The organism is Cryobacterium sp. N22, assembly GCF_002929555.1.
Classification (GTDB): Bacteria; Actinomycetota; Actinomycetes; order Actinomycetales; family Microbacteriaceae; genus Cryobacterium.
In genome coordinates this window covers 1-24,123 of the sequence record NZ_PJJP01000019.1, presented here as the reverse complement: position 1 = coordinate 24,123, position 24,123 = coordinate 1, and the positions used below count along the sequence as shown (strand labels likewise).

23 protein-coding genes, 1 tRNA gene and 1 pseudogene are annotated in these 24,123 nt (G+C 70.6%); 6 read left to right on the top strand and 19 right to left on the bottom strand.

The features are described from left to right. Positions 1-7: 7 nt before the first annotated feature. The 5 genes from CXY76_RS02060 to CXY76_RS02040 all read right to left on the bottom strand — a co-directional run bounded on the left by CXY76_RS02060 (position 8) and on the right by CXY76_RS02040 (position 5,251). Positions 8-904: an ABC transporter substrate-binding protein gene (locus tag CXY76_RS02060; protein ID WP_104162611.1), complete on the bottom strand. Its 897-nt coding sequence runs from the start codon at positions 902-904 to the stop codon at positions 8-10. Between the two features lie 194 nt (positions 905-1,098). Further along, positions 1,099-2,124 carry an iron-siderophore ABC transporter substrate-binding protein gene (locus tag CXY76_RS02055; protein ID WP_199190173.1) on the bottom strand — a complete coding sequence of 342 codons (1,026 nt, stop codon included), beginning with the start codon at positions 2,122-2,124 and terminating at the stop codon, positions 1,099-1,101. A 69-nt stretch (positions 2,125-2,193) separates the two neighbouring features. After that, positions 2,194-3,072 carry an ABC transporter ATP-binding protein gene (locus CXY76_RS02050; RefSeq protein WP_104162610.1) on the bottom strand — a complete coding sequence of 293 codons (879 nt, stop codon included), beginning with the start codon at positions 3,070-3,072 and terminating at the stop codon, positions 2,194-2,196. Beyond that, positions 3,072-4,127 carry an iron chelate uptake ABC transporter family permease subunit gene (locus CXY76_RS02045; protein ID WP_233199513.1) on the bottom strand — a complete coding sequence of 352 codons (1,056 nt, stop codon included), beginning with the start codon at positions 4,125-4,127 and terminating at the stop codon, positions 3,072-3,074. The genes CXY76_RS02050 and CXY76_RS02045 overlap by 1 nt, the downstream gene beginning before the upstream one ends. Positions 4,128-4,135: 8 nt before the next feature. After that, positions 4,136-5,251, bottom strand: a complete 1,116-nt coding sequence (locus CXY76_RS02040; protein ID WP_104162608.1) for an iron ABC transporter permease — start codon at positions 5,249-5,251, stop codon at positions 4,136-4,138. Positions 5,252-5,376: 125 nt separating this feature from the next. On the opposite strand from CXY76_RS02040, the gene CXY76_RS02035 reads away from it, so the two are divergent. After that, complete coding sequence (locus CXY76_RS02035; protein ID WP_104162607.1) at positions 5,377-6,243, top strand: PhzF family phenazine biosynthesis protein; 867 nt, start codon at positions 5,377-5,379, stop codon at positions 6,241-6,243. Positions 6,244-6,387: 144 nt separating this feature from the next. On the opposite strand, the gene CXY76_RS02030 is transcribed toward CXY76_RS02035, so the two are convergent. Then, complete coding sequence (locus CXY76_RS02030) at positions 6,388-7,287, bottom strand: sulfurtransferase (protein WP_104162606.1); 900 nt, start codon at positions 7,285-7,287, stop codon at positions 6,388-6,390. A gap of 73 nt (positions 7,288-7,360) precedes the next feature. Between CXY76_RS02030 and CXY76_RS02025 the strand changes: the two genes are divergently transcribed. After that, a complete protein-coding gene (locus tag CXY76_RS02025) occupies positions 7,361-8,569 on the top strand; it encodes an MFS transporter (RefSeq protein ID WP_104162605.1) in 1,209 nt (402 codons plus the stop codon). A 65-nt stretch (positions 8,570-8,634) separates the two neighbouring features. On the opposite strand, the gene CXY76_RS02020 is transcribed toward CXY76_RS02025, so the two are convergent. Next, positions 8,635-9,570 (bottom strand): SDR family oxidoreductase, encoded by a 936-nt coding sequence (locus CXY76_RS02020; RefSeq protein WP_104162604.1) that lies wholly within the window; start codon positions 9,568-9,570, stop codon positions 8,635-8,637. Positions 9,571-9,913: 343 nt separating this feature from the next. Between CXY76_RS02020 and CXY76_RS02015 the strand changes: the two genes are divergently transcribed. Continuing rightward, positions 9,914-10,732, top strand: coding sequence for an aldo/keto reductase (locus CXY76_RS02015; RefSeq protein ID WP_104162603.1), 819 nt, complete (start codon positions 9,914-9,916; stop codon positions 10,730-10,732). Between the two features lie 66 nt (positions 10,733-10,798). Here the strand turns inward: CXY76_RS02015 and CXY76_RS02010 are convergent, their stop codons facing one another. From CXY76_RS02010 to CXY76_RS01995, 4 genes are all read right to left on the bottom strand, one after another. Next, entirely contained in the window at positions 10,799-11,785 is a 987-nt protein-coding gene (locus CXY76_RS02010) for an aldo/keto reductase (protein WP_104162602.1), read from the bottom strand. 61 nt (positions 11,786-11,846) lie between these two features. Continuing rightward, positions 11,847-12,653, bottom strand: coding sequence for a GNAT family N-acetyltransferase (locus CXY76_RS02005; RefSeq protein WP_104162642.1), 807 nt, complete (start codon positions 12,651-12,653; stop codon positions 11,847-11,849). Positions 12,654-12,657: 4 nt separating this feature from the next. Further along, a complete protein-coding gene (locus CXY76_RS02000; RefSeq protein ID WP_199190172.1) occupies positions 12,658-13,518 on the bottom strand; it encodes an alpha/beta fold hydrolase in 861 nt (286 codons plus the stop codon). A gap of 23 nt (positions 13,519-13,541) precedes the next feature. After that, on the bottom strand, positions 13,542-13,754 hold the full coding sequence (locus CXY76_RS01995; RefSeq protein ID WP_104162601.1) for a hypothetical protein: 213 nt from the start codon (positions 13,752-13,754) through the stop codon (positions 13,542-13,544). 161 nt (positions 13,755-13,915) lie between these two features. On the opposite strand from CXY76_RS01995, the gene CXY76_RS01990 reads away from it, so the two are divergent. The 3 genes from CXY76_RS01990 (at position 13,916) to CXY76_RS01980 (ending at position 17,685) form a co-directional block, all read left to right on the top strand. Next, positions 13,916-14,845 (top strand): DUF4349 domain-containing protein, encoded by a 930-nt coding sequence (locus tag CXY76_RS01990; RefSeq protein WP_104162600.1) that lies wholly within the window; start codon positions 13,916-13,918, stop codon positions 14,843-14,845. Between the two features lie 10 nt (positions 14,846-14,855). Next, on the top strand, positions 14,856-16,046 hold the full coding sequence (locus tag CXY76_RS01985; RefSeq protein ID WP_104162599.1) for an acyl-CoA dehydrogenase family protein: 1,191 nt from the start codon (positions 14,856-14,858) through the stop codon (positions 16,044-16,046). Between the two features lie 103 nt (positions 16,047-16,149). Then, positions 16,150-17,685, top strand: coding sequence for a threonine/serine exporter ThrE family protein (locus tag CXY76_RS01980; RefSeq protein ID WP_158253817.1), 1,536 nt, complete (start codon positions 16,150-16,152; stop codon positions 17,683-17,685). Between the two features lie 66 nt (positions 17,686-17,751). Here the strand turns inward: CXY76_RS01980 and CXY76_RS01975 are convergent, their stop codons facing one another. The 8 genes and pseudogenes from CXY76_RS01975 to CXY76_RS01940 all read right to left on the bottom strand — a co-directional run. Beyond that, positions 17,752-17,997 (bottom strand): hypothetical protein, encoded by a 246-nt coding sequence (locus CXY76_RS01975; RefSeq protein ID WP_104162597.1) that lies wholly within the window; start codon positions 17,995-17,997, stop codon positions 17,752-17,754. 428 nt (positions 17,998-18,425) lie between these two features. Next, positions 18,426-19,562: a hypothetical protein gene (locus tag CXY76_RS01970; protein ID WP_104162596.1), complete on the bottom strand. Its 1,137-nt coding sequence runs from the start codon at positions 19,560-19,562 to the stop codon at positions 18,426-18,428. Between the two features lie 77 nt (positions 19,563-19,639). Further along, positions 19,640-20,410, bottom strand: coding sequence for a hypothetical protein (locus CXY76_RS01965; RefSeq protein WP_104162595.1), 771 nt, complete (start codon positions 20,408-20,410; stop codon positions 19,640-19,642). A 69-nt stretch (positions 20,411-20,479) separates the two neighbouring features. Further along, positions 20,480-20,935, bottom strand: coding sequence for a DUF6194 family protein (locus CXY76_RS01960; RefSeq protein ID WP_104162594.1), 456 nt, complete (start codon positions 20,933-20,935; stop codon positions 20,480-20,482). A 66-nt stretch (positions 20,936-21,001) separates the two neighbouring features. After that, complete coding sequence (locus CXY76_RS01955; RefSeq protein WP_104162593.1) at positions 21,002-22,729, bottom strand: AarF/ABC1/UbiB kinase family protein; 1,728 nt, start codon at positions 22,727-22,729, stop codon at positions 21,002-21,004. Between the two features lie 108 nt (positions 22,730-22,837). After that, a complete protein-coding gene (locus CXY76_RS01950; RefSeq protein ID WP_104162592.1) occupies positions 22,838-23,251 on the bottom strand; it encodes an ankyrin repeat domain-containing protein in 414 nt (137 codons plus the stop codon). A gap of 303 nt (positions 23,252-23,554) precedes the next feature. Continuing rightward, positions 23,555-23,630, bottom strand: a tRNA-Ala gene (locus CXY76_RS01945). 46 nt (positions 23,631-23,676) lie between these two features. After that, positions 23,677-24,123, bottom strand: a pseudogene (locus CXY76_RS01940) (hypothetical protein); the annotation flags it as partial.

Sequence of the window (24,123 nt, the reverse complement as noted above, 5' to 3'; positions counted from 1 at the left end):
CCTGGGGTCAGCCGTTCGCGGCTGCGTTGATCATGATCTCGACCACGCCACCGTCCGTGACACCCCAGGCATCGAGGATGGTCGTGTAGCTGCCGTCATCCACCATCGACTGCAGGGCGGCCTGCACGGCGGCGGTGAGTTCGGAACCCCTGGCGACGACCATGCCGTACGGGGCCTCATCGAAAGTCTCGCCGGCCGGCTGCAATTTATCGCCGGTCTGGGCGATCGCGTACAGCGACACCGGGGAGTCGGCGCTGAGTGCGTCGGCCTGGCCGAGCACAACCGCGTTGGCCACGTCGGCCTGGGTGTCGAACTTCAGCTTGTTGATCGGCGACTTGCCGGCGGCCACGCAGGCCTCGCTCTTGGCGGGCACCTCATCGGTGTCCTCGAAGGTGGCGGTCTGCACGGCCACCTTCAGGCCGCACGCGTTGTCGGGGTCGACGTCAGTGCCCGTCGCCGACGCCCACTGGATGCCGGCGTTGTAGTAGTTGACGAAGTCGACCTGCTCCGCCCGCTCCGGGGTGTAGGTGAACGAGGATGCCCCGATGTCGGCCTTGCCGCCGGCCACGCTCGGGATGATGTTGTCGAACTTCGCGACCTGGAACTTCGGCATCAGGCCGAGCTTGGCGGCGACGCCGGCGGCCAGCTCGATGTCCCAGCCGATCGGCTCGCCGGCCTCGTTCTTGAACTCGTTCGGCGCGTAGGTCGGTTCGGTTCCGATGATCAGGGTGCCACGATCGGCCACCTCGGCCGGGACCAGCGCCGCTGCCGCGTCGTCTTTCGTGATCGCAGCGGCGCTGCTCCCTGGCACTCCTGACTCCGCCGGAGTCGAGTTGTCCACGCATCCGGTGAGCAGCAGCGCCGCCACGGCAGCGAGAGCGGGGAATACGTATCTAGCGCGCATGGCACAACCTTTTTTATGGATCTCGATGCCTCAAAGGATCGAGTCGACTGAGCGGTCCGTGGATGGTACGACCGGCGTGAGCCTGAAACACCCCTGCGCTGGGGTACGGCTCGTACGATATCGGCTTCGGAACCAGTCGGAACGGAGGCATACCAAGGTTACCGTGCTCAGGCAGCCCCCGCTCCCGGCCGCGATTACTTCGCGGCGTCGGCCGCCAGCGCGGCGACCGAGAGCTGCTTGACGTAGTCGTCGATGCCCCAGGTCAGCGACAGGCCGGTGGGCGGGGAGACCGAGGCGACGAAGGCAGCGCCGACCGGGGACGCCACTGCATTGTTCTGCACCTGCGGCATGACCTGCGCGTAGCCGGCGGTCAGGAACGCGTCGGATTCCTCCTGGGTGGGGGCAAAGTTGACGATCACGTCGCTGGTGAGCTTGTCGAGCTGCTCGTAGCTGATCGTGTAGAAGAAGTCGGACTCGCCGTTGGCCAGCTCGGCGACGCTCGGGGCGCTCTCGAAGCCGAGCTCGGTGGCGAAGGTCACGCGCGGGTCGGCATCCGTGTAGACGTAGAACACGCCGGCACTGTCGGAGGTGAGGGCCACGGTCTTGCCCTCGAACTCCGGATGCGCCGCGGCCTTCTCGGCGATCGTGTCGTCGATGTCGCCGAGCAGGGTGGTCGCCTCGTCGGACTTGCCCAGGGCCGTGCCGGTGATCTCGATCAGCTCGCGCCAGTCGGTGGACCAGGGCTCGTCGGGGTAGGCCACGACGGGGGCGATCTCGCTGAGCAGCTCGTACTGTTCCTCGGTCAGGCCGGAGTATGCGGCGAGGATCACGTCGGGCGCGGCGGCCGCGATCTCCTCGTAAGGGGGTTCGGTGGAGTCGGAGAGCACGGTGGGCAGGTCTGCGCCCTGCTCGTCCAGGGCTTCGGCGATCCACGGCAGCACACCGTTCTCGTCGCCGCCGTAGGCCTGGAAGGGGATGGCGACGGGCACGACGCCCAGGGCGATGGCGTCGTCGGCGCTGCCCCAGCCCCAGGTAGCCACGCGGGTGGGCTCGGCGTCGATGGTGGTCTCACCGAAGGCGTGCTCGATGGTGACGGGGAACGCGCCACCGGTCGCGGCATCCGTGTCGTCGCTGCCGGAGTCGGAGGCGGAGCATCCGCTGAGCGTGAGGGCGGCGATGGCCGCGGTGGCGGCGAGCACGGTGGTCAGACGTCTGGACACAGGTAACTCCGGTTCTAAAAGGGGGGAAGGACTACCAGCGTTTAGGGTAGCCTCACCTAATATAGCGGGTCAGGCGGTCCCGTGGAAGCGTCCGATCGGCACGACCAGCGGGGAGCCGCAGACCGGGTCGGCGATGATGCGCGCGGTGAGCCCGAAGGCGTCGAGCACGACGGCTTCGGTGAGCACCTGGGCCGGGGGCCCTTCGGCGATGATCCTGCCCTGGCGCATGACGACGAGCCTGTCGGCGTAGCGGGCGGCCAGGTTGAGGTCGTGCAGCACCATCACCACCGTGGTGCCCTGCTCGTGGTTGAGCTCGTGGAGCAGGTCGAGCACCTCCACCTGGTGGGTGACGTCGAGGAAGGTGGTGGGTTCGTCCAGCAGCAGGATGTCGGGCTTCTGTGCGAGGGCCATGGCGATCCAGACGCGTTGACGCTGGCCGCCGGAGAGCTCTTCCATGCGCCGGGAGGCCAGCTCCAGGGTCTGGGTGGCGGCCATGGCCTCGGCGACGATGGCGTCGTCGGTGCTCGACCAGTGCCGGAACCAGCCCTGGTGCGGGTACCGGCCGCGTCCGACGAGGTCGGCCACGCCGATGCCCTCGGGCGCGATGGGCTGTTGCGGCAGCAGGCCCACGATGGTGGCGACCTGACGGCTGGGCAGGCCGGCGATGTTCCGGCCGTCGAGGGTGACCGTGCCGGCCTGCGGCGGCAGCAGCCGGGCGAGGCCGCGCAGCAGGGTGGACTTGCCTGACGCGTTGGCGCCGACGATCACGGTGATCGCGCCGGGTTCGATGGCGAGGTCGAGGTTGTCGACGATGCGGGTGCCGTCGTAACCGAGGCTGAGGCCGGTGGCGGTGAGGGCGTGGCGGGCGGATGCGGCGGGCGCGACGGCGGTCTGGCCGACGGGCTTTTCGGTGGGCTGGGCGGTGGTCTGTCCGGTGGGCTGGGGCATCAGGCTCCCTTTCCGATTCGGTTCTGGGTGGCGAGCAACCAGAGCAAGTAGGGGGCGCCGATCGCGCCGGTGATGATGCCGGCCGGCAGTTCGAGTGAGCCCGGCAGCAGGTGCTGGGCGGTGAAGTCCGCGACCGTGGTGATCAGCACGCCGATCAGGGCGGCCGGCAGCAGGGCCAGGCTGCCGGTGCCCACGAGGCGCCGGGCGATGGGCGCGGAGACGAAGGCGATGAACGCGAGCGGGCCCACGAACGCCGTGGCGAGGGCCGCGAGGGCCACGGCCGCCACGAGCAGCGCCAGCCGGGAGCGTTCGGCGTGCACGCCGAGGCTGCTCGCGGTGTCGTCGCCCAACTGCAGCATCCGCATCCGCCCGGCGAGCACCCCGATGGCCGGCAGCAGCACCGCCAGGAACCCGGCGAGCACCGCGATCTCGGGCCAGCGGGCGCCGCTGACGCTGCCGACCAGCCAGGTGAGGGCGTCCTGCGCGTTGCGCAGGTCGGCGCGGGAGAGCAGGTAGCCGAGCAGGCCCTGCACCATGAACGCGACGCCCACGCCGATGAGCACGAACCGGTAGCCGACCACGCCGCCGCGCCACGCGAGCAGGTAGATGGCGGTGGCCACGACCATGGCGCCGGCGAAGGCCATGAACGAGGTGGCGACGCTGCCGAGGCCCAGCACGAGCAGGCCGAACACGGCCGCGGCGCTGGCGCCGCCGGTGACGCCGATGATGTCGGGGCTGGCCAGGGGGTTGCGCAACACGGTCTGGAACAGCGCGCCGGAGACCGCGAAGGCCACGCCGACGAGGATCGCCAGGGTCAGCCGCGGCAGCCGCAGCTTGAAGACTATGAAGTTCTCGCTGCTGGACCCCTGGCCCACCAGGGTGCGCAGCAGGTCGGGCACGCTGAGGTTGTATGCGCCCACCATCAGGCTCAGCGCGGCGACGAGCAGCACCAGCGCGGCCAGCACGAGCACGATGCGGCGTTCCCGGCGGTGCCGCAGGGTGCGAGCCAGGGCGAGCGGGGCGGCATCCGCCACGGCCCGGGTGGATGTCGTCACGGCGGCGCTCACAGGCCGGCCAGCTTCACGCGGCGCACCAGGGCGATGAGCATCGGGGCGCCGAGGAACGCGACCACCAGGCCGGCCTCGATCTCGCCGGGCCGGGCGATGACCCGGCCGAGCACGTCGGCGGCCAGCAGCAGCACGGGGCCGAGCACCGCGGAGTAGAGCAGGATCCAGCGGTAGTCCGGGCCGGTGAAGCGGCGGGCGATGTGCGGCACGGCCAGGCCCACGAACACGATCGGTCCGGCCATGGCGGTGGCGGAGCCGCACAGCAGCACCACGGCGACGGCGCAGACGATGCGGGCCGCGACGAGGTTCTGGCCGAGCCCACGGGCCAGGTCGTCGCCCAGGGCGAGCGCGTTGAGCATCCGCCCGGCCACGAGGCACAGCAGCACGCCGACGCCGACGAACGGGGCCAGCTGCAGGGTGGAGTCGAGGTCGCGGGCCACGAGGGAGCCGGCCGACCAGAACCGGTACTTGTCGAAGGCGGCCGAGTCGCTGAGCAGCACGATGGTGATCAGCGAGGTGAGCGAGGCGGTGAGCGCGGTGCCGGCCAGGGCCAGCTTCACCGGGGTGGCGCCCTCGCGGCCGAGGGAGCCGACCACGTAGACGATCACGGCGGCCACGAACGCGCCGGCGAAGGCGAACCAGACGTAGCCGAGCGCCGAGGTGACCCCGAACCAGGCGATGCCGGCGACGACGAAGAGGGAGGCGCCGGCGTTGACGCCGAGCAGTCCGGGATCGGCGAGCGGATTGCGGGTGATGCCTTGCATCAGGGCGCCGGCCAGGCCCAGCGCGAGGCCGGCGAGCAGGCCCATGGCGGTGCGCGGCACCCGCAGGTCGAGCACCACGGTGTGGTCGGTGACGCCGAGGTCGGGGCGCACCAGCGCCTCGAGCACGGTGCCCAGCGGGATCGACCGGCTGCCCACCACGAGCGACGCGGCCACGGCGAGCGCCAACAGGAGCACGGCGATCCCCAGCCCGGCAAGCTGGCGGCGGCGCGGAACCCGCACGGCGTCCAGGCCGGTGCCGGGCGCGGGGGCGCCGGGTGCGGCTGTCGCGGGCAGACCGGTGCCGCGGGCAGGCGCGCCCGTCGTGCCCGGCTGTGCTGAGGTAAGCATTACCTAAGTATGACAGCCCCGCCCGAACCAGCACCATGACCGCGCCTTTCGGGTCGCTGCACCTCGTACGGCCGTTTTCGGGTTCGCCGCACCGGGATGCGCGCCGGTGCTGGCAGCATGGGGCCATGACCGTGCCCGTGCTGCGTTTCGCCGCCTTTACCGACCCCGACCTCGCCGATGCCTCCGCCGGGGGCAACCCCGCCGGCATCGTCCTCGACGCCAGCGGCCTCGACGACGCCGCGATGCAGGCCATCGCGGCGAAGGTCGGCTACGCCGAGACCGCGTTCGTGACGGTGCCGATCGTCGACGGCGACCCACGGCGCAGCCGGCTGCGGTACTTCTCCCCCGTCGCCGAGGTGCCGTTCTGCGGGCACGCCACCGTCGCCACGGCGGTGGCGCTGGCCGGCCGCGACGGCGCCGGCACCCTCACCTTCGACACCAGCGTCGGCGCGATCACGATCGAGACCCGCAGCACGGATGCCGGCCTGACCGCGTCGTTCACCAGCGTCGCCCCCGAGGTGCGCGCCATCGCGCCAGAGGTGCTCAGCGCCCTGCTCGCTCTGCTCGGCGCCTCGGCCGGGTCGCTGCACCCCGACTACCCGCCCCGGCTGGCCTTCGCCGGCAACTGGCATCCGGTGCTGGTCTTCGCCGGCGCCGCCGAGTTCGACGCCTTCACGTTCGACCCGGCGGCCATGCGCGCGCTGATGGATGCCCAGGGCTGGGCGGGCACCGTCACCACCCTGACGGTGCGGGGCCCTAACGAGTTCGAGGCGCGCAACCTGTTCCCGGTCGGCACCCTCAGCGAAGACCCGGCCACCGGCTCGGCCGCGGCCTCGGTGGGCGGTTACCTGCGCGAGCTCGGGTTGGTGGCACCGCCGGTGCGGGTGGTCATCCGCCAGGGCCGGCACGTGGGCCGGCCGAGCCTGCTGCTCGTGGACGTGCCCCGCACCGGCGGCATCGTGGTGAGCGGCACGGCGGTCCACATCGCCTAGCCTCGCGGCGCACCCTCGTGCTCGCGGCGCACTTTCGTGCTCGCGGCGCAGGTTAATGCGTCACATATGCTGCGCCACGAGCACTAACCTGCGCCGCGAGCACGTACCTGCGCCACCACGGATGCGCATCCACTGCGACCGGGGTCAGCGCTCCCCGCCGGGCGCGTGCCCGGGCTCGTCGCCCGGGGCGTCGCCGGTCGCGACCGGCCGCTCGGGCAGGTTCGACCACTGCGACCAGGAGCCGGGGTAGAGCGCCGGAGTGAAGCCCGCCAGGCTGAGTGCCACGGCCTCGTGCGCGGCCGTCACTCCGGAGCCGCAGTACACGCCCACGTCGAAACCGGCCCCGTGCGTCCCGGCGGCCATCTGGCCCCGCACCCCGAGGGCCTCGAACCGAGCCCGCAGCACCGCCGCCGGCAGGAACCGTCCCTCGGCATCCAGGTTGCCGCCCGTCGGAGCACTCACCGCACCAGGGATGTGGCCGGCACGCGGGTCGATCGGTTCGATGTCACCCCGGTAGCGTTCGGCGGCACGGGCGTCGAGCAGCACGCCGTCCTGCGCGAGCGCGGCCGCGGCATCCGCGTCGAGCACGGGTAGGGCGCCGAGGGTCAGGGAGACCGAACCGGTCGGCACCGGCTCCTCGCCCGCCACCACCGGCAGTCCGGCGGCGCGCCAGGCGGCGAGGCCGCCGTCGAGCAGCCGCACGTCGCGCACCCCGGCGTGCCGCAACAGCCACCAGGCGCGGGCGGCCGACATGTTGCCCAGGTCGTCGTAGACCACGACGGTGTCACCGTCGTTCAGGCCCCAGCGGCGGGCGGCGGCCTGCAGGTCGACCGGTGCGGGCAGCGGATGCCGTCCGTCGGCCGGTTCGCCGTGCCCCGCCAGCTCGGAGTCGAGGTCCACGTACACGGCTCCGGGCAGGTGCCCACGGCGGAACTCGGCGCGGCCGGGAGGGCCGCCGAGCTTCCACCGCACGTCGAGGATGTGCGGAGCCGGGCCGACAACGAGGAGCGCGGCCAGATCGGCCGCCGAAATCAGTGTGTGCATCCGTTCACGTTAGCCGGGCGGGTGGACCGACCCCTGCGCTTCGGGTGTCGCCCCGGCCATAGACTAGACGGTTGTGAGCAGCTACTGGACCCTTCTGAAAACCCCGGGCGTTGCCCGACTCATCGGAGCCCAGCTCACCGCCCGATTCCCGTTCGGGATGCTCTCGCTGGCGTTCCTGATCCATATCGAAGCGCTCTTCGATTCGTACGCGGCCGCCGGCCTCGTGCTGGCCGCCATGAGCATCGGCCAGGCCATCGCCGGCCCGCTCACCTCCCGGCTGATGGGCCGGCTCGGCATGCGCCCGGTGCTCATCGTCACCATGATCGTGTGCACCGCAGCCATCGTGGTCATGGCGCTGGTACCGCTGCCGATCCCGGGCCTGATGGTCGTCGGCTTCATCGCCGGCCTGTCGATGCCGCCCGTCCAGCCGGCCGTGCGCACCATCTACCCCAAGGTCGTCAACTCCCGCCAGCTCACGCCGCTGTTCTCCCTGGATGCCTCGGCGCAGGAGATCATCTGGGTGCTCGGCCCGGTCATCGCCACCTTCGTTGCCATCCAGGTCAGCAGCACCGCGGGCATCCTGCTCGCCGCGTTCTTCCTCGTCGCCGGCGGCATCTGGTTCGTGGCGCTGCCCGAGGTGGGCCGGGTGCGCATCCCCCGCAGCCGCCGCAAGCTCGGTGTGGTGCTCAAGAAGCCCGAGGTGCTGCTGAGCACCGTCGTGGGCTTCATGCTCGTGGCCGCCTGCGCGGCCGTCGAGGCCGGGGTGGTCGCCGTCTTCGGCCACGGCAGCGCCAACGCCGGCTGGGTCCTGGGCATCTTCGCCATCGGTTCGCTCATCGGCGGGCTCGCGCTCGGCCACCTCCCGATCGGCCCGTGGGCGCTGGCCAGCCGGATGCTCATCGTCACCATCGGCCTGGCCATCGCGGGGCTCTTCCTCAACTTCTGGTGGCTCTCCGCCGCGCTGCTCGTCGCCGGCATCGGCATCGCGCCGTCGTTCGCGGTGCTGTTCGGCATCGTCTCGGCCAGCGTCAAGTTCAGTGACACCGCCGAGGCCTACGGCTGGATCGGCACCGGCCAGCTCATCGGCGCCGCGCTCGGCTCCGCGCTGGCCGGCTTCGCCATCGACCACTCCGGCGCCGGGTCGGCGATCTACGTGGCGGCCGGGTTCGCCGCTCTCGGCACGATCATCCCCGCGCTCGGCCGTCGCTGGCACCCCGACCTGCGCGGCCGCGACGCGGGCCCGATCCCCGACACCGAGCCGATCAGCATCCAGGTCTCCTAGCCCCGCCCTTCTCCCGCGAACTGTGACCTAAGCACCTAAAAACTCGAGTTTCTGGGGCTTTTCTCTCAGTTCGCGAGGCTGAAACCGCCGTCGCTGGTGAGGACCTGTCCCACCAGCCAGCGGGCCTCCGTGGTGCACAGCCAACCGATCAGGCGGGCGGGGTCGGTGGGCTCGCCGAACCGGCCGAACGGGAGGGTGCGCAGGTACTCGAGCATGCCGTCCAGGGGGCGGTCGGTGGTTTCCGGATCGAGGTAGCCGGTATTCACCGGACCGGGATTGACCGTGTTGAGGATGATGCCGCGCACCAGCAGCTCGCTGGCCACGGTGGGGGTGAGCCCGGCCAGGACAGCCTTGCTGGCCGCGTAGGCGACCTCGCCCGGCATCGGCCCGTGGATCTGCCCGGATGTCAGCCAGATCACCCGCCCGGTGGCGAACTCGTCGATGGCGGCGGCGGGCAGGTCTCCGCGCTCACCGGGGCGCCGCGGCGTCGGCGCCGCAACTGCAGCGTCCGTCGGCGCCGCACCGGCCGCGTCCGCACCGGCCGCGTCCGGGCGGGCCGCGTCCCCGAACTGTTCGGCGAAGGCGCGGGTGAGCAGCAGCGTGGAGCGCGCGTTGACCTGCCAGTGCCCGTCGAGCATGTCCGCGGTCATGTCGAAAATGGAGCCGTCGCCGCCGCTGCGGGCGTGGTTGGCCACCAGGATGTCGACCCGGCCGGTGAGGCCGACGGCCGCGCGCACGACCGCCGCCGCGGCATCCGGCCCGGCCAGGTCGGCGCTCACGTCACCGAACACGGCGCCCTCGGTCAACGCCGAGCGGATGCCCGTACGCACCGCATCGAGGTCGTCACCGCCCCAGGGCTGCTCGTCGTCGTGCGGAGCGAAGTGCTGGATGAACACACTGGCGCCCAGCTCGGCCAGGCGCACCGCCACCGCGTAGCCGATGCCCTTGCGCCGCGACACCCCGGTCACGAGCGCCGTCCTACCGTGCAGTGCGGATTCCATCCCCCGAGACTAGGCCCCACCCTCCCGCGAACCGTGACTTAAGCACCCAAAAACGCGCGCTTCTGGGGCTTTTCTCTCAGTTCGCGAGAGGCACGGCCAGCCCTGTGGAGAGATTCCCCGACGGTGGGCGCCAATTTGGCATCCTCTGTGCATGCCACGACGCACACCCCTTCCGCCCGAGCTCCTGGGCGAGCCCTTCCCGGTCGCCCTGGCCCGAAGCCTCGGCCTCACCCGGCGCCGCCTCCAGGGAGCCGACCTGTGCGCCCCTTTTCGCGCCGTGCGGCTCAAGTCACGGTTCGCGACAAGGACGGGTCACACCAGCGCGAGGGGTTTAATGAGAGGCATGGACCACACGCTTCTGATGAACGACGGCCACACCATCCCCCAGCTCGGGCTCGGGGTCTACAAAATCCCGGATGCCCTCGCCGCCGGCACCGTGCAGATCGCGTTGGAAGCGGGCTACCGGCACGTCGACACCGCGGCGTTGTACGAGAACGAACGCGGCGTCGGCGAGGGGCTGGCCCGTGCCGCCCTCCCCCGCGACGAGGTTTTCGTCACCACCAAGGTCTGGAACGACCGGCACGGCTACGACGAGACCCTGCGCGCGTTCGACGAGAGCCTGGCCAAGCTGGGCCTGGACTACGTGGACCTGTACCTGATCCACTGGCCGGCACCCCGGCAGGACCGTTACGTCGACACCTACCGCGCCCTGGAGACGATCAAGGCCGACGGGCGCGCCCGGTCGATCGGGGTGTCGAACTTCCACACCCAGCACCTGGACCGGTTGCTCGCCGAGACCGACATCGTGCCCGCGGTCAACCAGGTGGAGCTGCATCCGTGGTTGCAACAGGCCGAGGTGCGCGCGTACAACGCCGCGCACGGCATCCTCACCGAGGACTGGTCGCCACTGGCGCGGGGACGTGCAATCGGCAACAAAACCCTCGACGCCATCGGCGCCCGGTACGGCAAGTCCGCCGCGCAGGTCGTGCTGCGCTGGCACCTCGACCTCGGCGACGTCGCGATCCCCAAATCGGTGACCCCGTCCCGCATCCGCGAGAACCTCGACGTGTTCGATTTCACCCTGGATGCCGACGACCACGCCGCCATCCAGGCCCTGGACGCCGGCGAGCGCACCGGAAGAGACCCCAACGACCTCGACTAACCCCGCGAACCGTGAGAAAAGCACCTTCCCAGCGCGTGGGAAGGTGCTTAGCTCACAGTTCGCGAGTTACCAGCGCTCGTGGATGGACGCGCGCAGGAGGCGGTCGTAGATGGACTGCACGCCCACCATGAACTCCTCGGACAGCTGCGGCAGGGCGCCGGCGGATGCGTTGCCCTGCGCCTGCGACACCGACCGGGCGCCGGGGATCACCGAGGACACCCCGTCGATCTGCGCCACCCAGGCCAGCGCGGCCTGAGCGGGCGTGAGGCCCTCCGGCACCAGCGCGGCGAACTCGGTCGCGGCGATCAGGCCGGTCTCGTAGTCGACGCCGGAGAAAGTCTCGCCCACGTCGAAGGCGCTGCCGTCACGGTTGTAGTTGCGGTGGTCGTTTTCGGCAAACACCGTCTCGCGGGTGTACTTGCCGGTGAGCAGCCCGCTGGCCAGCGGCACCCGGGCGATGATGCCCACGCCGGCGGCGCGTGCGGCCGGCACGACCTCGTCCAGCGGCTTGAGCCTGAACGCGTTGAGGATGATCTGCACGGTGGCGATGCCGGGCCGGGCGATGGCCGCCAGCGCCTGCTCGCAGGTTTCCACGCTCACGCCGTAGTTGGCGATCACGCCCTCGTCGACGAGGCTGTCCAGGGCGTCGTAGACCTCGCCGGACTCGACGACCGCGCTCGGCGGGCAGTGCAGCTGCACCAGGTCGAGGGTCTCGGTGCCGAGGTTCCGGCGGGACCGCTCGGTCCACTCGCGGAAGTTCGCCAGCACGTAGTTCTCCGGCAGCTGCTCGGCCCGGCGGCCCATCTTGGTGGCCACGGTGATGTCGACGCCGGGGGCGCCGTGCTCGAGGAAGTGCCCGATGATCTGCTCGCTGCGGCCGTCGCCGTAGACGTCCGCGGTGTCGAAGAAGGTGACGCCGGCCTCGACGGAGGCGGCGAGCACGGCGGTGGCGTCGGCCTCGGTGACGTCGCCCCAGTCGGCGCCCAGCTGCCAGGTGCCCAGTCCGATGACGGAGACGGTGCGGCCGGTTCTGCCCAGTGTTCTAGTGTCCATCCGACCAGCCTATCCACGCGGCCCGACCACAGCGGGGACACTCCCGGCTGCCGGGTGATCCTCAGACTTGAGGGCGCCGCGCCCGGCTCCAGTTGTACGGCGTGGTCGTGGATACCCTGATCAGGCCGGACCGTTCCAGGATCGGGCGCGAATCCTCGGTCGAGTCGCTGTGCACAAGTTTCTTCCCCTGGGCGAGGGCGGACCGGGCGCGCGCGGCGGTCAGGGCACGGTAGATGCCGCGGCCCCGGTAGGCCTCGAGGGTGGCGCCACCCCAGATGCCCACGAATTCGGTACCCGGCACCGGTTCGAGCCGACCTCCGCAAACGAAACGTCCGTCCGTCTCCGCTCCCCACAGCTCCATGCCGTCGTCGCGGGCGAGGCGGGCGAGCAGTGCTTCGGCCATCCGCGTGTCGGCCGGGTCGCCGAACGCTTCATCGACGGCTGCGCTCATGGCCCGCACGTCGGCCTCGGTCGTGAGCCGCCGCACGGTCACTCCCGCCGGGGTATCGACGCCTGCACAGAGCGCCTCGAGCGGGCCGATCATGATGGATTCGGCGTCGTCGGCCTCGAACCCGTTCGCCAGCAGCGCCGCGTGCAGCCCGGGCGCGTGGTCGTGGCCGCGGCTCTTCCATTCGACCCGGTTGATCTGCGGGTCGGCGCGGAAATGATCCAGTGCCCCCGTAACCAGCCGTGCGACCGCCGGGCCGTCAGCGCCACCGAGGTCGCGGTAGGTGACGAAGCCGCGACCGCCCGCGAACGTCACGAGACGCAGCGGGCCGAGCCGGGTCACGCTGATCGCGCTGGGCGTTTCGGCGTCGGTTCTCAGCTGGTCGTCATAGGCCTGGAGGTAATCCGCGGGATGTGTCATCGGTTCATGCTGGCAGACGACCGGCAGCGCCACCGCCATCCTCGCCGTCGATCACCTTCACGAGCACCTTCGCGATGCGGCTGCGCACGATGTGGTCGTTGGCCTCCACCCGGTGGGTGGTCACGTGCCGCATCCGCTCCACCACACGCAGGCTGCCCGGCGCCACGAAGGCGTCCAGCGCCCCGTAGATCAGGTCGACGGGGATGCCCAGGCCGGCGATGTCGCTCACCATCGTCTGCGATTCGATGCAGTGCTCGAGCGACTTCACGAACGGGGTCCAGGTGTCCTCGGTCAGATCCAGGATGCCCTTGGGCAGCAGCCGGCCCAGCACCGCAGCGTTGGCGAGGGTGAAGTCCTTGTTCGACCGGAGGAACTCGTAGGCCCGCAGGTATGCGGTGACCCTGGCACGCACCCACGGGTCGCCGATGTCAGTCGGCGAGAGATAGATCGGCGGCCCCACGAGCACCAGACGGGAGACCCGCAGACCGGGCCGGGTGTACCAGCGGTGCTCGGCGGCATACCGGGTGGCGATCAGGCTGCCCAGCGAATGCCCGACCAGCACGAAGGGCTCGCGCAGATTCAGCGCCCGGATGGTCGCGGCGAGCGCCGCGACGTGGTCGTCGAGGGTGTACTCGCAGTCCGCCGGCGCCGGCGAGGCGCCGTGGCCGAGGATGTCCACGGCGATGACCCGGTGCCCGGGGGCCAGCAACGGTACAACCTTCCGGAAGGTCACCGCGGTCGAGGCGATGCCGTGCACCAGGATCACGACGGGGCCGGTGCCGGTGTCGGTCTGGATGAACAGTTGCGGGGCGCGGCGCCGACGGAGGACCTCCGTCAGCGCCCAGCGTCCGCGGCCTGTGGCCACGGCGCCGCTCCCGGCGGCCGCGGCTAGCGCAGGCCTTCCTTGTAGTCGTTCTTGGCCTTGGTGGCGTCCCGCTCGGCTTCGGCGTGCTTGACCTCGGCCTCGGCCTTCTTGACCTCGGCGTCGGCCTTGGTTTCGTCGAGCTTGTCCGACACGCGTTCCTTGGCGTCTTCCGCCGCGCGTCCGATCTTCTGGCCGGTGGCCGCGATGGCGTCTTTGGCGTCGTCTGCGAATCCCATGGTTCCTCCTCGAGCGAGAACTGAAAGTGTTTTCTGCAACGGCGCCGCAGAAGCCGGCGCCACTTCGAGCGTACGACGCGGCCCGAGGTCGAGACTCGATTGTGATCCGACTCCCAGAAACCATCCAGATAGCGGATGCGGACCGACAATACAGTGGGCCCATGAGCTACAGCGCGGAGACCCAAGGTGTGGCGCAGACCGCCCCGACACGGCGGCCCCGCCGCCTGAAGACCTGGGCCGGCGTGACGGGCGCGCTGGCTCTCACCGGCCTGCTCCTGGCCGGCTGCACCACCCTCGGTTCGGAGAGCGCCACCGACTCCGGGTCCCGCACAGAGCTGGATTCCGGCACCGTGCCCGGTGAGCTGCCGGTGCCCGGCGAGGCCGCCGTGGGCGACGCCGCGGGCGACACCGCCATCGCGGACCGCTCGGTGATCACGACGGGTTCGGTGTCGCTGACCGTGGCCGACCCGATCCGCTCGGCCGAAGACGCCGCGACGATCGTCGAAGAGGCCGGCGGCCGCGTCGACAGCCGCACCGAGACCCCCGAGACCGAGAACCAGTCCGCCAGCGCGAACCTGTCGCTGCGCATTCCCGTCGGCGACCTCGACCGCACCCTCGACGCGCTCCGGGGCCTCGGCACCGTGAACTATGTGTCCCTGAATTCCTCCGACGTCACCCAGCAGAGCCAGGATCTGGACGCCAGGATCACGGCCCTCAGCACCTCCGTCGACCGACTGCTGGCCCTGATGTCTCAGGCGACGACCACCACCGACCTGATCGCGATCGAGAGCGAACTCTCGACCCGCCAGGCCGAACTGGAGGGCATGAAGTCCCAGCGCGACTACCTCACCGACCAGATCGAGTACTCCACCATCAGCCTCGAGCTGTACTCCACCGGCACCGTCGCCCCCGGCGCCCCCGACAATTTCTGGACCGGCATCGTGGCCGGCTGGAACACCCTGGTGACGGCGCTCGGCGCCCTCCTCGTCGGCATCGGATTCGCCCTGCCCTGGCTCGCCATCCTGGCGGTGGCCGGCGGGATCGTCTTTCTCATCGTGCGCCTGGCCACGCGAAGGGGAAAGGCTACGTAGGCTTGCGGGTGTGACCGAATCTTCCCGCCCCGCACCGTCCTCCTCCGCCCCCGGCGCGGTGCTCGACGACGCACTCCTCGGCCGCATCCGCTCCCGCGCCGCCGCGCACGACGCCGCCAACACCTTCCCGTTCGACGACGTCGCCGAACTCGCCGCCGCCGGCTACCTCCGCGCCCTGGTGCCGACCCGTTTCGGCGGGCTGGGCCTCACCTTGCCGCAGCTGGCCGCCGAGCAGTCCCGGCTGGCCGCGCACGCCCCGGCCACCGCCCTCGCGGTGAACATGCACCTGGTCTGGACGGGCGTCGCCAAGGCCATGCACGACAGGGGCGACACCGCCCTCGAATTCGTCCTCACCGAGGCCGCGCAGGGTGCGATCTTCGGTTTCGGGGTCAGCGAACCCGGCAACGACCTGGTGCTGTTCGGCTCGTCAACGGATGCCGCTCCGCAGCAGGGCGGCGGCTACAGGTTCACCGGCACCAAAATCTTCACCTCCCTCTCCCCGGTCTGGACCCAACTGGGCACCATGGGCCTGGACAGCTCCGATCCGGCCCGGCCGCTGATCGTGTGGGCGTTCCTGGACCGCGCAGACCCCGGAATCACCCGGAAGGACGACTGGGACACCCTCGGCATGCGCGGCAGCCAGAGCCAGACCACCCTGCTCGACGGGGCCTTCGCCCCCGCCGACCGGGTGGTGCGCACCCTCCCGCCCGGACCGGTCAACGACCCGCTGATCTTCGGTATCTTCGCCACCTTCGAGATCCTGCTCTCGAGCGTGTACACCGGCATCGCCCAACGGGCGCTGGAGCTGGGGGTTGAGGCCGCGAAACGGCGCCGCTCGGCCAAGAACGACGGCCGCGCTCTCGCGCAGGATCCGGACATCCGCCGCCGCATCGCCGAGGCGGCCCTGCTGCTGGATGCCGTGTACCCGCAGATTCAGACGCTGGCCGGCGACGTCGAAACCCTCGTCGACCACGGCCCGTTCTGGTTCGCCAGGCTCGCCGGCCTCAAGCACCGCAGCGTGGAGAGCGCCATGCAGGTCGTGGACCTGATGCTGCGGGTGAACGGCGGCGCCAGCTACTTCTCCGGCGACGAACTCGGCCGGCTGTATCGCGACGTGCTGGCCGGGCTGTTCCACCCCTCCAACGCCGACTCCGCCCACGCCACCGTCGCCACCGCCTGGCTCGGCCCGCTCGATGTCTGAGCAGCCGCGCACATTCCCTCCCCGCATCACCGATCCTCGAAGTGTTGAAGNCCCTCCCCGCATCACCGATCCTCGAAGTGTTGAAGTTGTCCAGTTGACTGCCGTGCCCCCCTCCTCTCCGCCCGCGGACACCAAACCGGTGCCCGTCGCCGTGACGACCGCCCCCATCCCCAAGCAGCCCTACCGGGCACCGCACCCCACCACCCCGCGTCCGGTCACCACCAGCATCCCGATCCTGAGGGCCGACGCCACCGGCATCGCGGCCGTGCGCGCCTACGAGGACGCACCGAGCACCTCCACGACAGCCATCCCGACGATCGACATCGCCGCGTACACCCGGTCGGTGCTCGACCTCACCATGCGTCTGGCCGAGGTGATCTTCTCGTCCGGCGCCGGCGCCGAAGACGCCACAGCGGCGATGCTCGCCCTGACCCGCGCGTACGGGCTGCGCGGCACCGAGGCGAACATCACCCACACGATCATCACGCTCACCCACGAGGACCAGTCCACCCACGAGTCGATCTCCCGCAGCCGCGACGTCAAGTACCGCAACCTCAACTACGCCAAGCTCACCGCCACGTCGGAGCTGATCGCCGAGCTGATCGAAGAACCCACGGATGTCGCGGAAGCCCGCAAACGCCTGGCCACGATCGTCTCGTCGAAGCCGCAGGTGACGCTGCTGTACCGCCGGGTCGGCTGGAGCCTCGTCGGTGCCGGTGCCGCCGCGCTGTTCGGAGGCAGCCCGATCGTGATCCTTGCCGCGTTCGTCGCCGGGTTCGTGATCGACTTCCTCACCACCGCGCTCGAGAAGCGGCGGGTGCCGTTGTTCTACCAGACCGTCGTCGGCGGGGCCATCGGTCCGATCTTCGCCGCGGTCGTGCCCCTGGTCGATCCCGGCGCCAGCCCGTCCCTCGTCGTGGTCGCAACGATCATCATGCTCCTGGCCGGGGTGACCACCTTCGGCGCGGTGCACGACACCCTGTCGGGGTTCTACCTCACCGGCACGGCGCGGCTCATCGAAGCCCTCCTCATCACCGGTGGCCTGGTGGCCGGAGTGGCCGGCTCGTCGCTGGTCCTGGCCAGGTTCGGGCTCGACCTGGGAATCAGCGCCGATGTGCCCGTCACCCTGGGTGTCGTGGCAATCCAGTTGGTCGCCGCGGTGGTCATCGTGGCGGGCTTCGCCCTGGGCACCCAGGTGCCGTGGCGGGCGTTCTGGGTGGTCTGCCTGCTCGGCGCCGTGGCCGAGGCGATCTACCTGGGCGCCAGCAACGCCGGTTTCGGCCTGGTCTGGTCCTCCGGCGCTGCGGCGATGGGCGCCGGGCTCCTGGCGGCCGTCGGTGCGCGCATCGTGCGCACCCCTCCGCTGGTGATCATCGTCTGCGCCCTGGTTCCCCTGGTGCCGGGCCTCGCGCTGTTCCGCGGGCTGCTGGAGATGGCCGACGGCGATATCAACGGGCTGCTCAACCTGCTCACCGCCGGCGCGGTCGCGGTGGCCCTGGCGGCCAGCGCCATCCTGGCTCAGCTGATCGTGCAGTACGTGTGGGGCCCCGGCCGCAGCCTGCAGCGCCGCTTCGTGGGTCCGCTGATGGCCCTGCCCGTGCGCCTGAGCCGCAGCAACAAGCCGGGCGCCCGCATCTAGCCCGGTCCGCCTGGCGCACCGGCGGCAGCGCGTCCCGCGCTGCCGCCGGTGTGCAGATCCGGCCGGCTAGTTGGGGACATCGCCCTCCGCGGTCTCGTCAGACACGTCTTCGTCGACGAACCGGTACGGGATGGGCTCCTCGGTTTCCCGGCCCTTGCGATAGGTGCGGGTGATCGTCTGGCCGTCCTCGACGGCTTCGAGCACCACCACGTCCTGGTATCCCCCGTTGGCGAAATGCAGTTCGATTTCGGTACCGGACCCGATCACGTTCGGACCGAATAGCACCGCTTTGTACGTTTCCTGTGCGCTCATGATCTCCCGGCTCTCCGTACGACTTCTCGTCCCAGCGACGAGGAGCCTCATCGCAGACAGCCTACGTCGACACTCCCGAAAGGCACAGGCCCCGGCGGGACCCCCAATCGGGCGGTGTGGAGGCGGCGTCGAGGGCGCGCTGAGGCTCTCGAGATGCCCTTTCTGCCGAACCCGCGTAGGGTCAGATCATCCGTGCCGCCCAGGCTCAGGTCGAAGGAGTACACATGGCTGACAAATCACCCAAGAAGGATGCGACCAAGAAGGTCGCCGGCAAGTCCCTGAAGGAAAAGCGCGCCGACAAGCAGCTCAAGTCCGCTGAGACCGAGAAGGCCCGCAAGCGCTAGCTCGTCTCCGGCCGGGCGCAACTCGCCCGGCGCACGAAACTCACCGGTGTCGCCTGCCTGCAGGCGGCACCGGTTTCGTGTGGGTCAAACCATGAACCGCACCCCCGCGGCGACGGCCCCGCCGCCGGGCATGTCATCGGCCCGCACCGCGAAGATCTCCGCCCCGGACAGCAGCGCCCGCCGCAGGATCTCGTCGACGACACCGTAGGTGACGGCGTCGTCTTCCGCGCTCAGGGTCACCGCTCCGGTCTCCTCGTCCACCAGCCCCGGCACGCTTTGGTCGATGTCCACGAACAGGGTGTCGACCGCACCGTAGGTGGCGGCCCGCGCCACGTCGCTGAGGTCGGTGACGGCCCGGCCGTGCGCGGCCCGGCGGGCCATGCGGTCCTTGAGACCGTCCAGTTCCGCCGCGTAGAGCTCATCCAGGATGCCGCGCGCCGCCCGCCCCAGCTCCTCGTCCGGGGTCTCTTCGGGGTTGCCGGGGATGATCGCCTCGGTGAGGTTGGGGTAGCTGTTCACCGACCTGTAGATGCCGGAGAGGGGTTCGGCGGCCGCGAGGATCAAGGGCAGGTCCAGGCCGCTGAGCACCGGCCGCAGGGCCCGGTCGATCGCCCGCGCGTACTGGCGCATCCGCACCTTCTGCCCTTCGGCGCCCTGGATGCGGCCGCCCATGATGTGGCTGTCCTGGGTGCGGCCGTTGATCGAGGGCAGCCCCACCGCGTCGGCCACATCGCTGGGCAACCCGGGCACCGAGACCGCGTAGACCGGGCTTTCCGCGCTGATCTCCAGCAGCCGCACGGAGTTCTGCGCGAGGGCGAGCACAAAGGCGGCCTGCGGGAACGTGACCGCGCGCAGCAGCGGCTTGAGGTAGAACCGGTCCGAGACCTCCAGGGCCCCGCTGAGCCGGTTGGGCAGCCGGAAGGTGCGCACGCTGTCCGGGGTGGCGAAGATGGCCAGGCTGTACGACAGGGACCGCCAGAAATCGGAGTCCATGATGAGGTCGTCGAGGGTTTCCTGGAGCTCCTCGATGGGGCCCTTCTCGGTGCCGGCGTCACGCAACTGTTGCACCGCCTCCGTCAGCCGGTTCTTCAGCTCCATCCTGGCCTTTTCGGACTCCTGAGGCAGCGGGCTGGTGCTCAGGTAGATCGAGACGCACGGATGTTTGCGCACCGCTGCGAGGGTGTCGACGTCGTCTCTGGTGGGTATGTCGGTGTGCAGCACGACAGGGCTCCTTTGCTCAGGCCGGCGACCCACCCGCCGGCCCCCAGCTCGACCGTGAGCCACTTACCCGGCCCACTCTAACCACTCGGCCCGCTTCTCATAAGGGCGGTCACGGCCTCCTCCCCGCGGATCACACCGAGCAGGCACAGGACCTCGTCGACGACGCCGGCGGAGACCACGGAGCAGACGATGCTGTACGGTCCCAGCGCCGCCAGGCCGTCGGCACGCACCCGGATCACCGCCCAGCCCACCTCCTCCAGGGCCGCGTCCTTCTCCAGGTCAGAGGCCTCCTTGAGGCCGCGGTGCGAGGTCTTGTCGCGGCCGGGCGAGTCGTATTCGATCGCCACCCTGAGGGCGGGAATGATGATGTCCGGCCACACCTCCGGCTTTCCGTAGAAGGTGCGGTTGATGCGAATCGCGTTCACCCGGTGCGGCAGCCGGATGCGTTCGCCGAGCAACATTCGCAGCTTCTGTTCCGCCTGCGAGGTGCGCGTCTTCAGCCCGGGCTTCATGAACGGCACGCCGCCCTCGTACCGGGCGGCCGGCGCCTGCGCGTTCCGGGCGCACTTGGGGCAGCCGGGCCCGGTGAGGGTCTCCCGCACGCTGGCCGTGTACCGGGAGTGCCCGCGGCTGCAGATCCACTCGTAGCTCGCCCCGATGCGGGTCTCCCGCGCCAAGGCGGCCCGGCCGGCCGGGGCAACGCGGCGCAGCAGCTGCTCCCGGGAGCGCTTGGTCTCGGCCAGCAGCATGCACAGCGGGCAGTCCCGTTGCAGGGTGATGCGTGCCTCGGCCGCATCCGCGCCGTGCCCGCAACGGAACCGCACGGTGGTGCCCGTCTCCCCGTTCATGCGTCTGGAACCCTTCGTGTCGCATCCGAGTGTGTGCCCACACGCTAACAACGACCTGGGACATCGCCTTCAGGAGCGACGGGAGACGCGCCTGATCTCGTCGGCGTGCGCGTCACGAAGCAAGCCGAGCACGGTCGGCATCGTCCTGGCTCCTGGATTGACCACGGCCACCCAGCCGAGCACCCCGTAGACCGGATGCGGCAGAAACACGTCGACCTCGGCAACGTCGCGCGGGACGACATCGTCCTGGTTCGTCCCGGTCAGTTCCCGCAAGGTGGACTGCCCGACGTGGATGTTCACTCGCCAACGGCCGGCCGGGTCCAGCCCCGACCGGGCGTCGTCGGGATAGTCCTTGGTGACGATCGTCGCGTACGGTTGCGCGTTCCGCGGAACGTTCCCGTCTGGCGCGTAGTAGAAGAAGTAGTCGCCCCACGCGATCTCGGGGGCGTCGCTGCCCGCGACGGGGGCCAGCACCAGGCTGCCGTCGAGGGAGCGGACCATGTCGAGTACCTGTTCCATGCTCATGGTCCCAGTTTCCGGGCCGACGACGTTCAGCACAATCACCCGTGCGAGCACAGGCACGGGTGCGGCTCAGTCGCGGCGGCGGGTCACGATCGCGTCGATCCCGGCGGAGGCGAGCAGCAGCACGGCCGCCACCCCGGATGCCGTGCCGGCGGTGGCGGTGCTGATCACCCCGGCGGTCGCCGCCGGAGTGAGCGGCTGGGTGAGGTAGCCCAGCGACAGCACCCCGGCGACCACGCCCACCAGCACGAGCAGGCCCTGCCGCACCCAGGCGCCGAGCAGCCGGCGGTCCCGCCGGTCGGCCAGCAGCCGCACATTCACGTTGAGGTTGCCCTTCTCCAGGGCCTGGCCGACCTGGTCGAACCGGCGCGGCAACCGGCGGATGCTCGGCAGCAGCCCGAGCAACTCCGTCGTGACCAGGCTCCGCACGTTGGCGGGCGCCATCTGCTCGCGGATCTGCTGAGCCGCGAGGGTACGGGACTCCTCGAGCAGGTCGAACTCCGGCAGGGTCGAGCGCAGGGTGCCTTCGAGCACCGCGAACCCGCGCGCGGCCGCCACGAATTCGGCGGGTACCGTCATCCGGAACCGGGTGAGAATGGCCACCAGCGCGTCGACGGTCAGCACGGTGACCCGGGCGCCCGGGCCCAGCTCGAAGGTGATGAAGGTGCTCAGCTCGCGCCGGAAGCCGGCCTCGTCGGCGCCGTCGGGCAGCGGGGCGAGGGCGAGGAGGGCGTCGGCGATCTGCTGGGTGTCGGCCTGGATGAACGCGATCAGCAGTTCCTGCACGGCCTCGCGCAGTTGCAGGTCGAGGCGGCCCACCGAACCGAAGTCCACCAGCGCCGGCGTGCCGCCGGTCAGCAGCATGATGTTCCCCGGGTGCAGGTCGGCGTGGTAGACCCCGTCGAACACGATCTGCCGCACGAAGGCGTTGAGCACCACACGCACCGCGTCGCCCAGGTCGGCGCGGTCGTCGGCCGGTTTCTCGTTGATCGCGGCGAAGGTGTCCCCCTCCAGGAACTCCATCACCAGCACCCGGCCGGTGGAGAGCGATTCGACCAGTTCGGGCAGCCGCAGTTCGTCCGAGCCGGTCCCGCGCTCCTGCATGGCACGCATCGCGGAGAGGTTCAGCGCCTCGAGGGTGAAGTCCAGCTGCCGCACCAGGTCCGCGGCGTACTGTTCGGCGACGGCCTTGATCCCGAGCGCCTTGGCCTGCGGCGACGTGCGGATGATGGCGCTGGTCATCCGTAGGGCGATGTCGATGTCGCGTTTCACCTCGGGCACGATGCCCGGGCGCAGCACCTTCACGGCCACGACCCGGCCGGTGAGCGTGACGGCCCGGTGCACCTGCCCGATCGACGCCGCGGCGATGGGAACCCGATCGAATTCGGCGAAAACGCTCTCCAACGGCGCCCCGTATTCGGTCACCAGCATGGCCTCGACATCCGCCCAGGCCGCCGGCTGCACGCTGTGCTGCAGCTGCGAGAGCGCCCGCACGTATTCCTCGGGCAGCACGTCGGTGCGGGTGGAGAGCAGCTGGCCGATCTTCACGAACGCGCCACCGGCCTCTTCCAGCGCCCGGCGCAAACCCTCGGCCTGCACCAGACGCACGGATGCGCCGCCCGGCGCCGTGGTGAAGTCCAGTTTGCGCCAGGGCAGCAGACCGTTCCGGCGTGCGATGCGCACCAGTTCGGCGAAGCGCCGGCCCCGGCCGAGCAGGGTGGGCTTGGACTCTGTCGAGCCGCGGTCGGCGGCCAGGGTCAGCTGGGGTGCGGCGAATCCTCGTGTGGTGCTAACCATCTCAGCCCTCGTCTCGCCTGTGGTGCAGAACACGCATGGCCCATGCAACCACGAAAAGCTGCACGGGACCGGTAACCCTCGGGCCTACTCGGCCGTCTGGGCGGCCTGTCAGGTGCCGGTGTGCGCTTCGATGACCGCGCGCATCCGCGGCAGGGCGAACTGGTCGGCGATCTGGATGCCGGAGTGGCTGCCCAGATCCGGGTCCGCGCCGGCCTGCAGCAGGTCGAGCAGGATCGGCTCGTTGCCGCGGAACACGGCGCAGGCCAGTGCCGTCTGCCCCATGCTGTTCACCGCGGCGGTGTCGGCGCCGCGTCGCAGCAGTTCCCGCACGGTCTCAGCGTGTTGCCCGTACGCGGCCACGATCAGCAGGCTGTCGCCGCGACCGTTGACCAGGTCGAGGGGCACGCCGGCGTCGAGCATCTCGCCCAGCGGGCCGGTGCGCCCGTCCCTGGCCAGCTCGAAGACGCCCTCCACGACGGCTGCGGGCGGCGTGGCCGCCGGCTGAGTTCGGTGCTCTGTCATGGTCGTCTCCCGGTCGTGCAGGACCGCCCAGCCCCCGCGGCCCGGCCGGTCCCGGCAATGCGCCCAATTCTAACCGGCCGTCACCGGTCCCACCCCGAGCCGACCGCCCGGAACATAACTCCTGCAGCTTTTCCGCGGCGGGGCATACTCCCGCGTGATTCCGGCATCCCCTGCCGACCGGATGACGAATTGCAGGAGTTAGGCAATCGGTCTCGGGCGAATGCGCCGGTGTGGGCTGCGGGTACGACGGCCGGTGAAACACAGAAGGACCGCAGCCCGGGGGCCGCGGTCCTTCTGCTTCAGTGGTGGAGCTAAGGAGATTCGAACTCCTGACCTTCTCATTGCGAACGAGACGCGCTACCAACTGCGCCATAGCCCCAGACTGCGTATTTACAATATCACGCGAGTGCGGCGCTTTCGAACCGTCAGCCGACGGCGCGGCGACGGCGGAGCACCGCGTCGAGGTCGGTCATGCCGGGTTCGGTGTCGCCGATGATGCCCATGTTGGCGAATCTGCTCTGCGCCGCCGGAGGGGCGGCCTTGGCAGCGGAGGTGCCGGACCGGGCGACGACCGGGCGGGTGATCGGGGTGACCTCCGACGGGGCGATGGCCTCGGCCATGGCCAGCGCGCGACGGTGCAGCTCGGCTTCGGCGGCGGCCTGGCGCAGCTGGGCGGCGGCATCCACCGACGCCATCGCGGCCTGGGCGATCGAGCCCGGCGACAGGTGCAGGGGCTTGGGCAGCGGCTGCGGGGTCCACGGGCTGGGCTGGGCGACGGGGGCCTCGTCGACGAAGTGCACGGGTTCGAAACGCTGGCCGCGGGCGCCGGCGGGCGCGCGACGGCCGGCGGCGGAGGCGTCGGCATCCGCTGC

Excerpts from the sequence above, each read along its gene's own strand:
- CXY76_RS01995 (WP_104162601.1), bottom strand. The coding sequence starts at position 13,754 with ATGGGATTCGCAGACGACGCCAAAGACGCCATCGCGGCCACCGGCCAG.
- CXY76_RS02030 (WP_104162606.1), bottom strand. The coding sequence starts at position 7,287 with ATGCACACACTGATTTCGGCGGCCGATCTGGCCGCGCTCCTCGTTGTC.
- CXY76_RS02015 (WP_104162603.1), top strand. The coding sequence starts at position 9,914 with ATGGACCACACGCTTCTGATGAACGACGGCCACACCATCCCCCAGCTC.
- CXY76_RS02050 (WP_104162610.1), bottom strand. The coding sequence starts at position 3,072 with ATGCCCCAGCCCACCGGACAGACCACCGCCCAGCCCACCGAAAAGCCC.
- CXY76_RS02035 (WP_104162607.1), top strand. The coding sequence starts at position 5,377 with ATGACCGTGCCCGTGCTGCGTTTCGCCGCCTTTACCGACCCCGACCTC.
- CXY76_RS02010 (WP_104162602.1), bottom strand. The coding sequence starts at position 11,785 with ATGGACACTAGAACACTGGGCAGAACCGGCCGCACCGTCTCCGTCATC.
- CXY76_RS01955 (WP_104162593.1), bottom strand. The coding sequence starts at position 22,729 with ATGGTTAGCACCACACGAGGATTCGCCGCACCCCAGCTGACCCTGGCC.
- CXY76_RS01960 (WP_104162594.1), bottom strand. The coding sequence starts at position 20,935 with ATGAGCATGGAACAGGTACTCGACATGGTCCGCTCCCTCGACGGCAGC.
- CXY76_RS01965 (WP_104162595.1), bottom strand. The coding sequence starts at position 20,410 with ATGAACGGGGAGACGGGCACCACCGTGCGGTTCCGTTGCGGGCACGGC.
- CXY76_RS01950 (WP_104162592.1), bottom strand. The coding sequence starts at position 23,251 with ATGACAGAGCACCGAACTCAGCCGGCGGCCACGCCGCCCGCAGCCGTC.
- CXY76_RS02020 (WP_104162604.1), bottom strand. The coding sequence starts at position 9,570 with ATGGAATCCGCACTGCACGGTAGGACGGCGCTCGTGACCGGGGTGTCG.
- CXY76_RS02005 (WP_104162642.1), bottom strand. The coding sequence starts at position 12,653 with ATGACACATCCCGCGGATTACCTCCAGGCCTATGACGACCAGCTGAGA.
- CXY76_RS02060 (WP_104162611.1), bottom strand. The coding sequence starts at position 904 with ATGCGCGCTAGATACGTATTCCCCGCTCTCGCTGCCGTGGCGGCGCTG.
- CXY76_RS01990 (WP_104162600.1), top strand. The coding sequence starts at position 13,916 with ATGAGCTACAGCGCGGAGACCCAAGGTGTGGCGCAGACCGCCCCGACA.
- CXY76_RS02040 (WP_104162608.1), bottom strand. The coding sequence starts at position 5,251 with ATGCTTACCTCAGCACAGCCGGGCACGACGGGCGCGCCTGCCCGCGGC.
- CXY76_RS01975 (WP_104162597.1), bottom strand. The coding sequence starts at position 17,997 with ATGAGCGCACAGGAAACGTACAAAGCGGTGCTATTCGGTCCGAACGTG.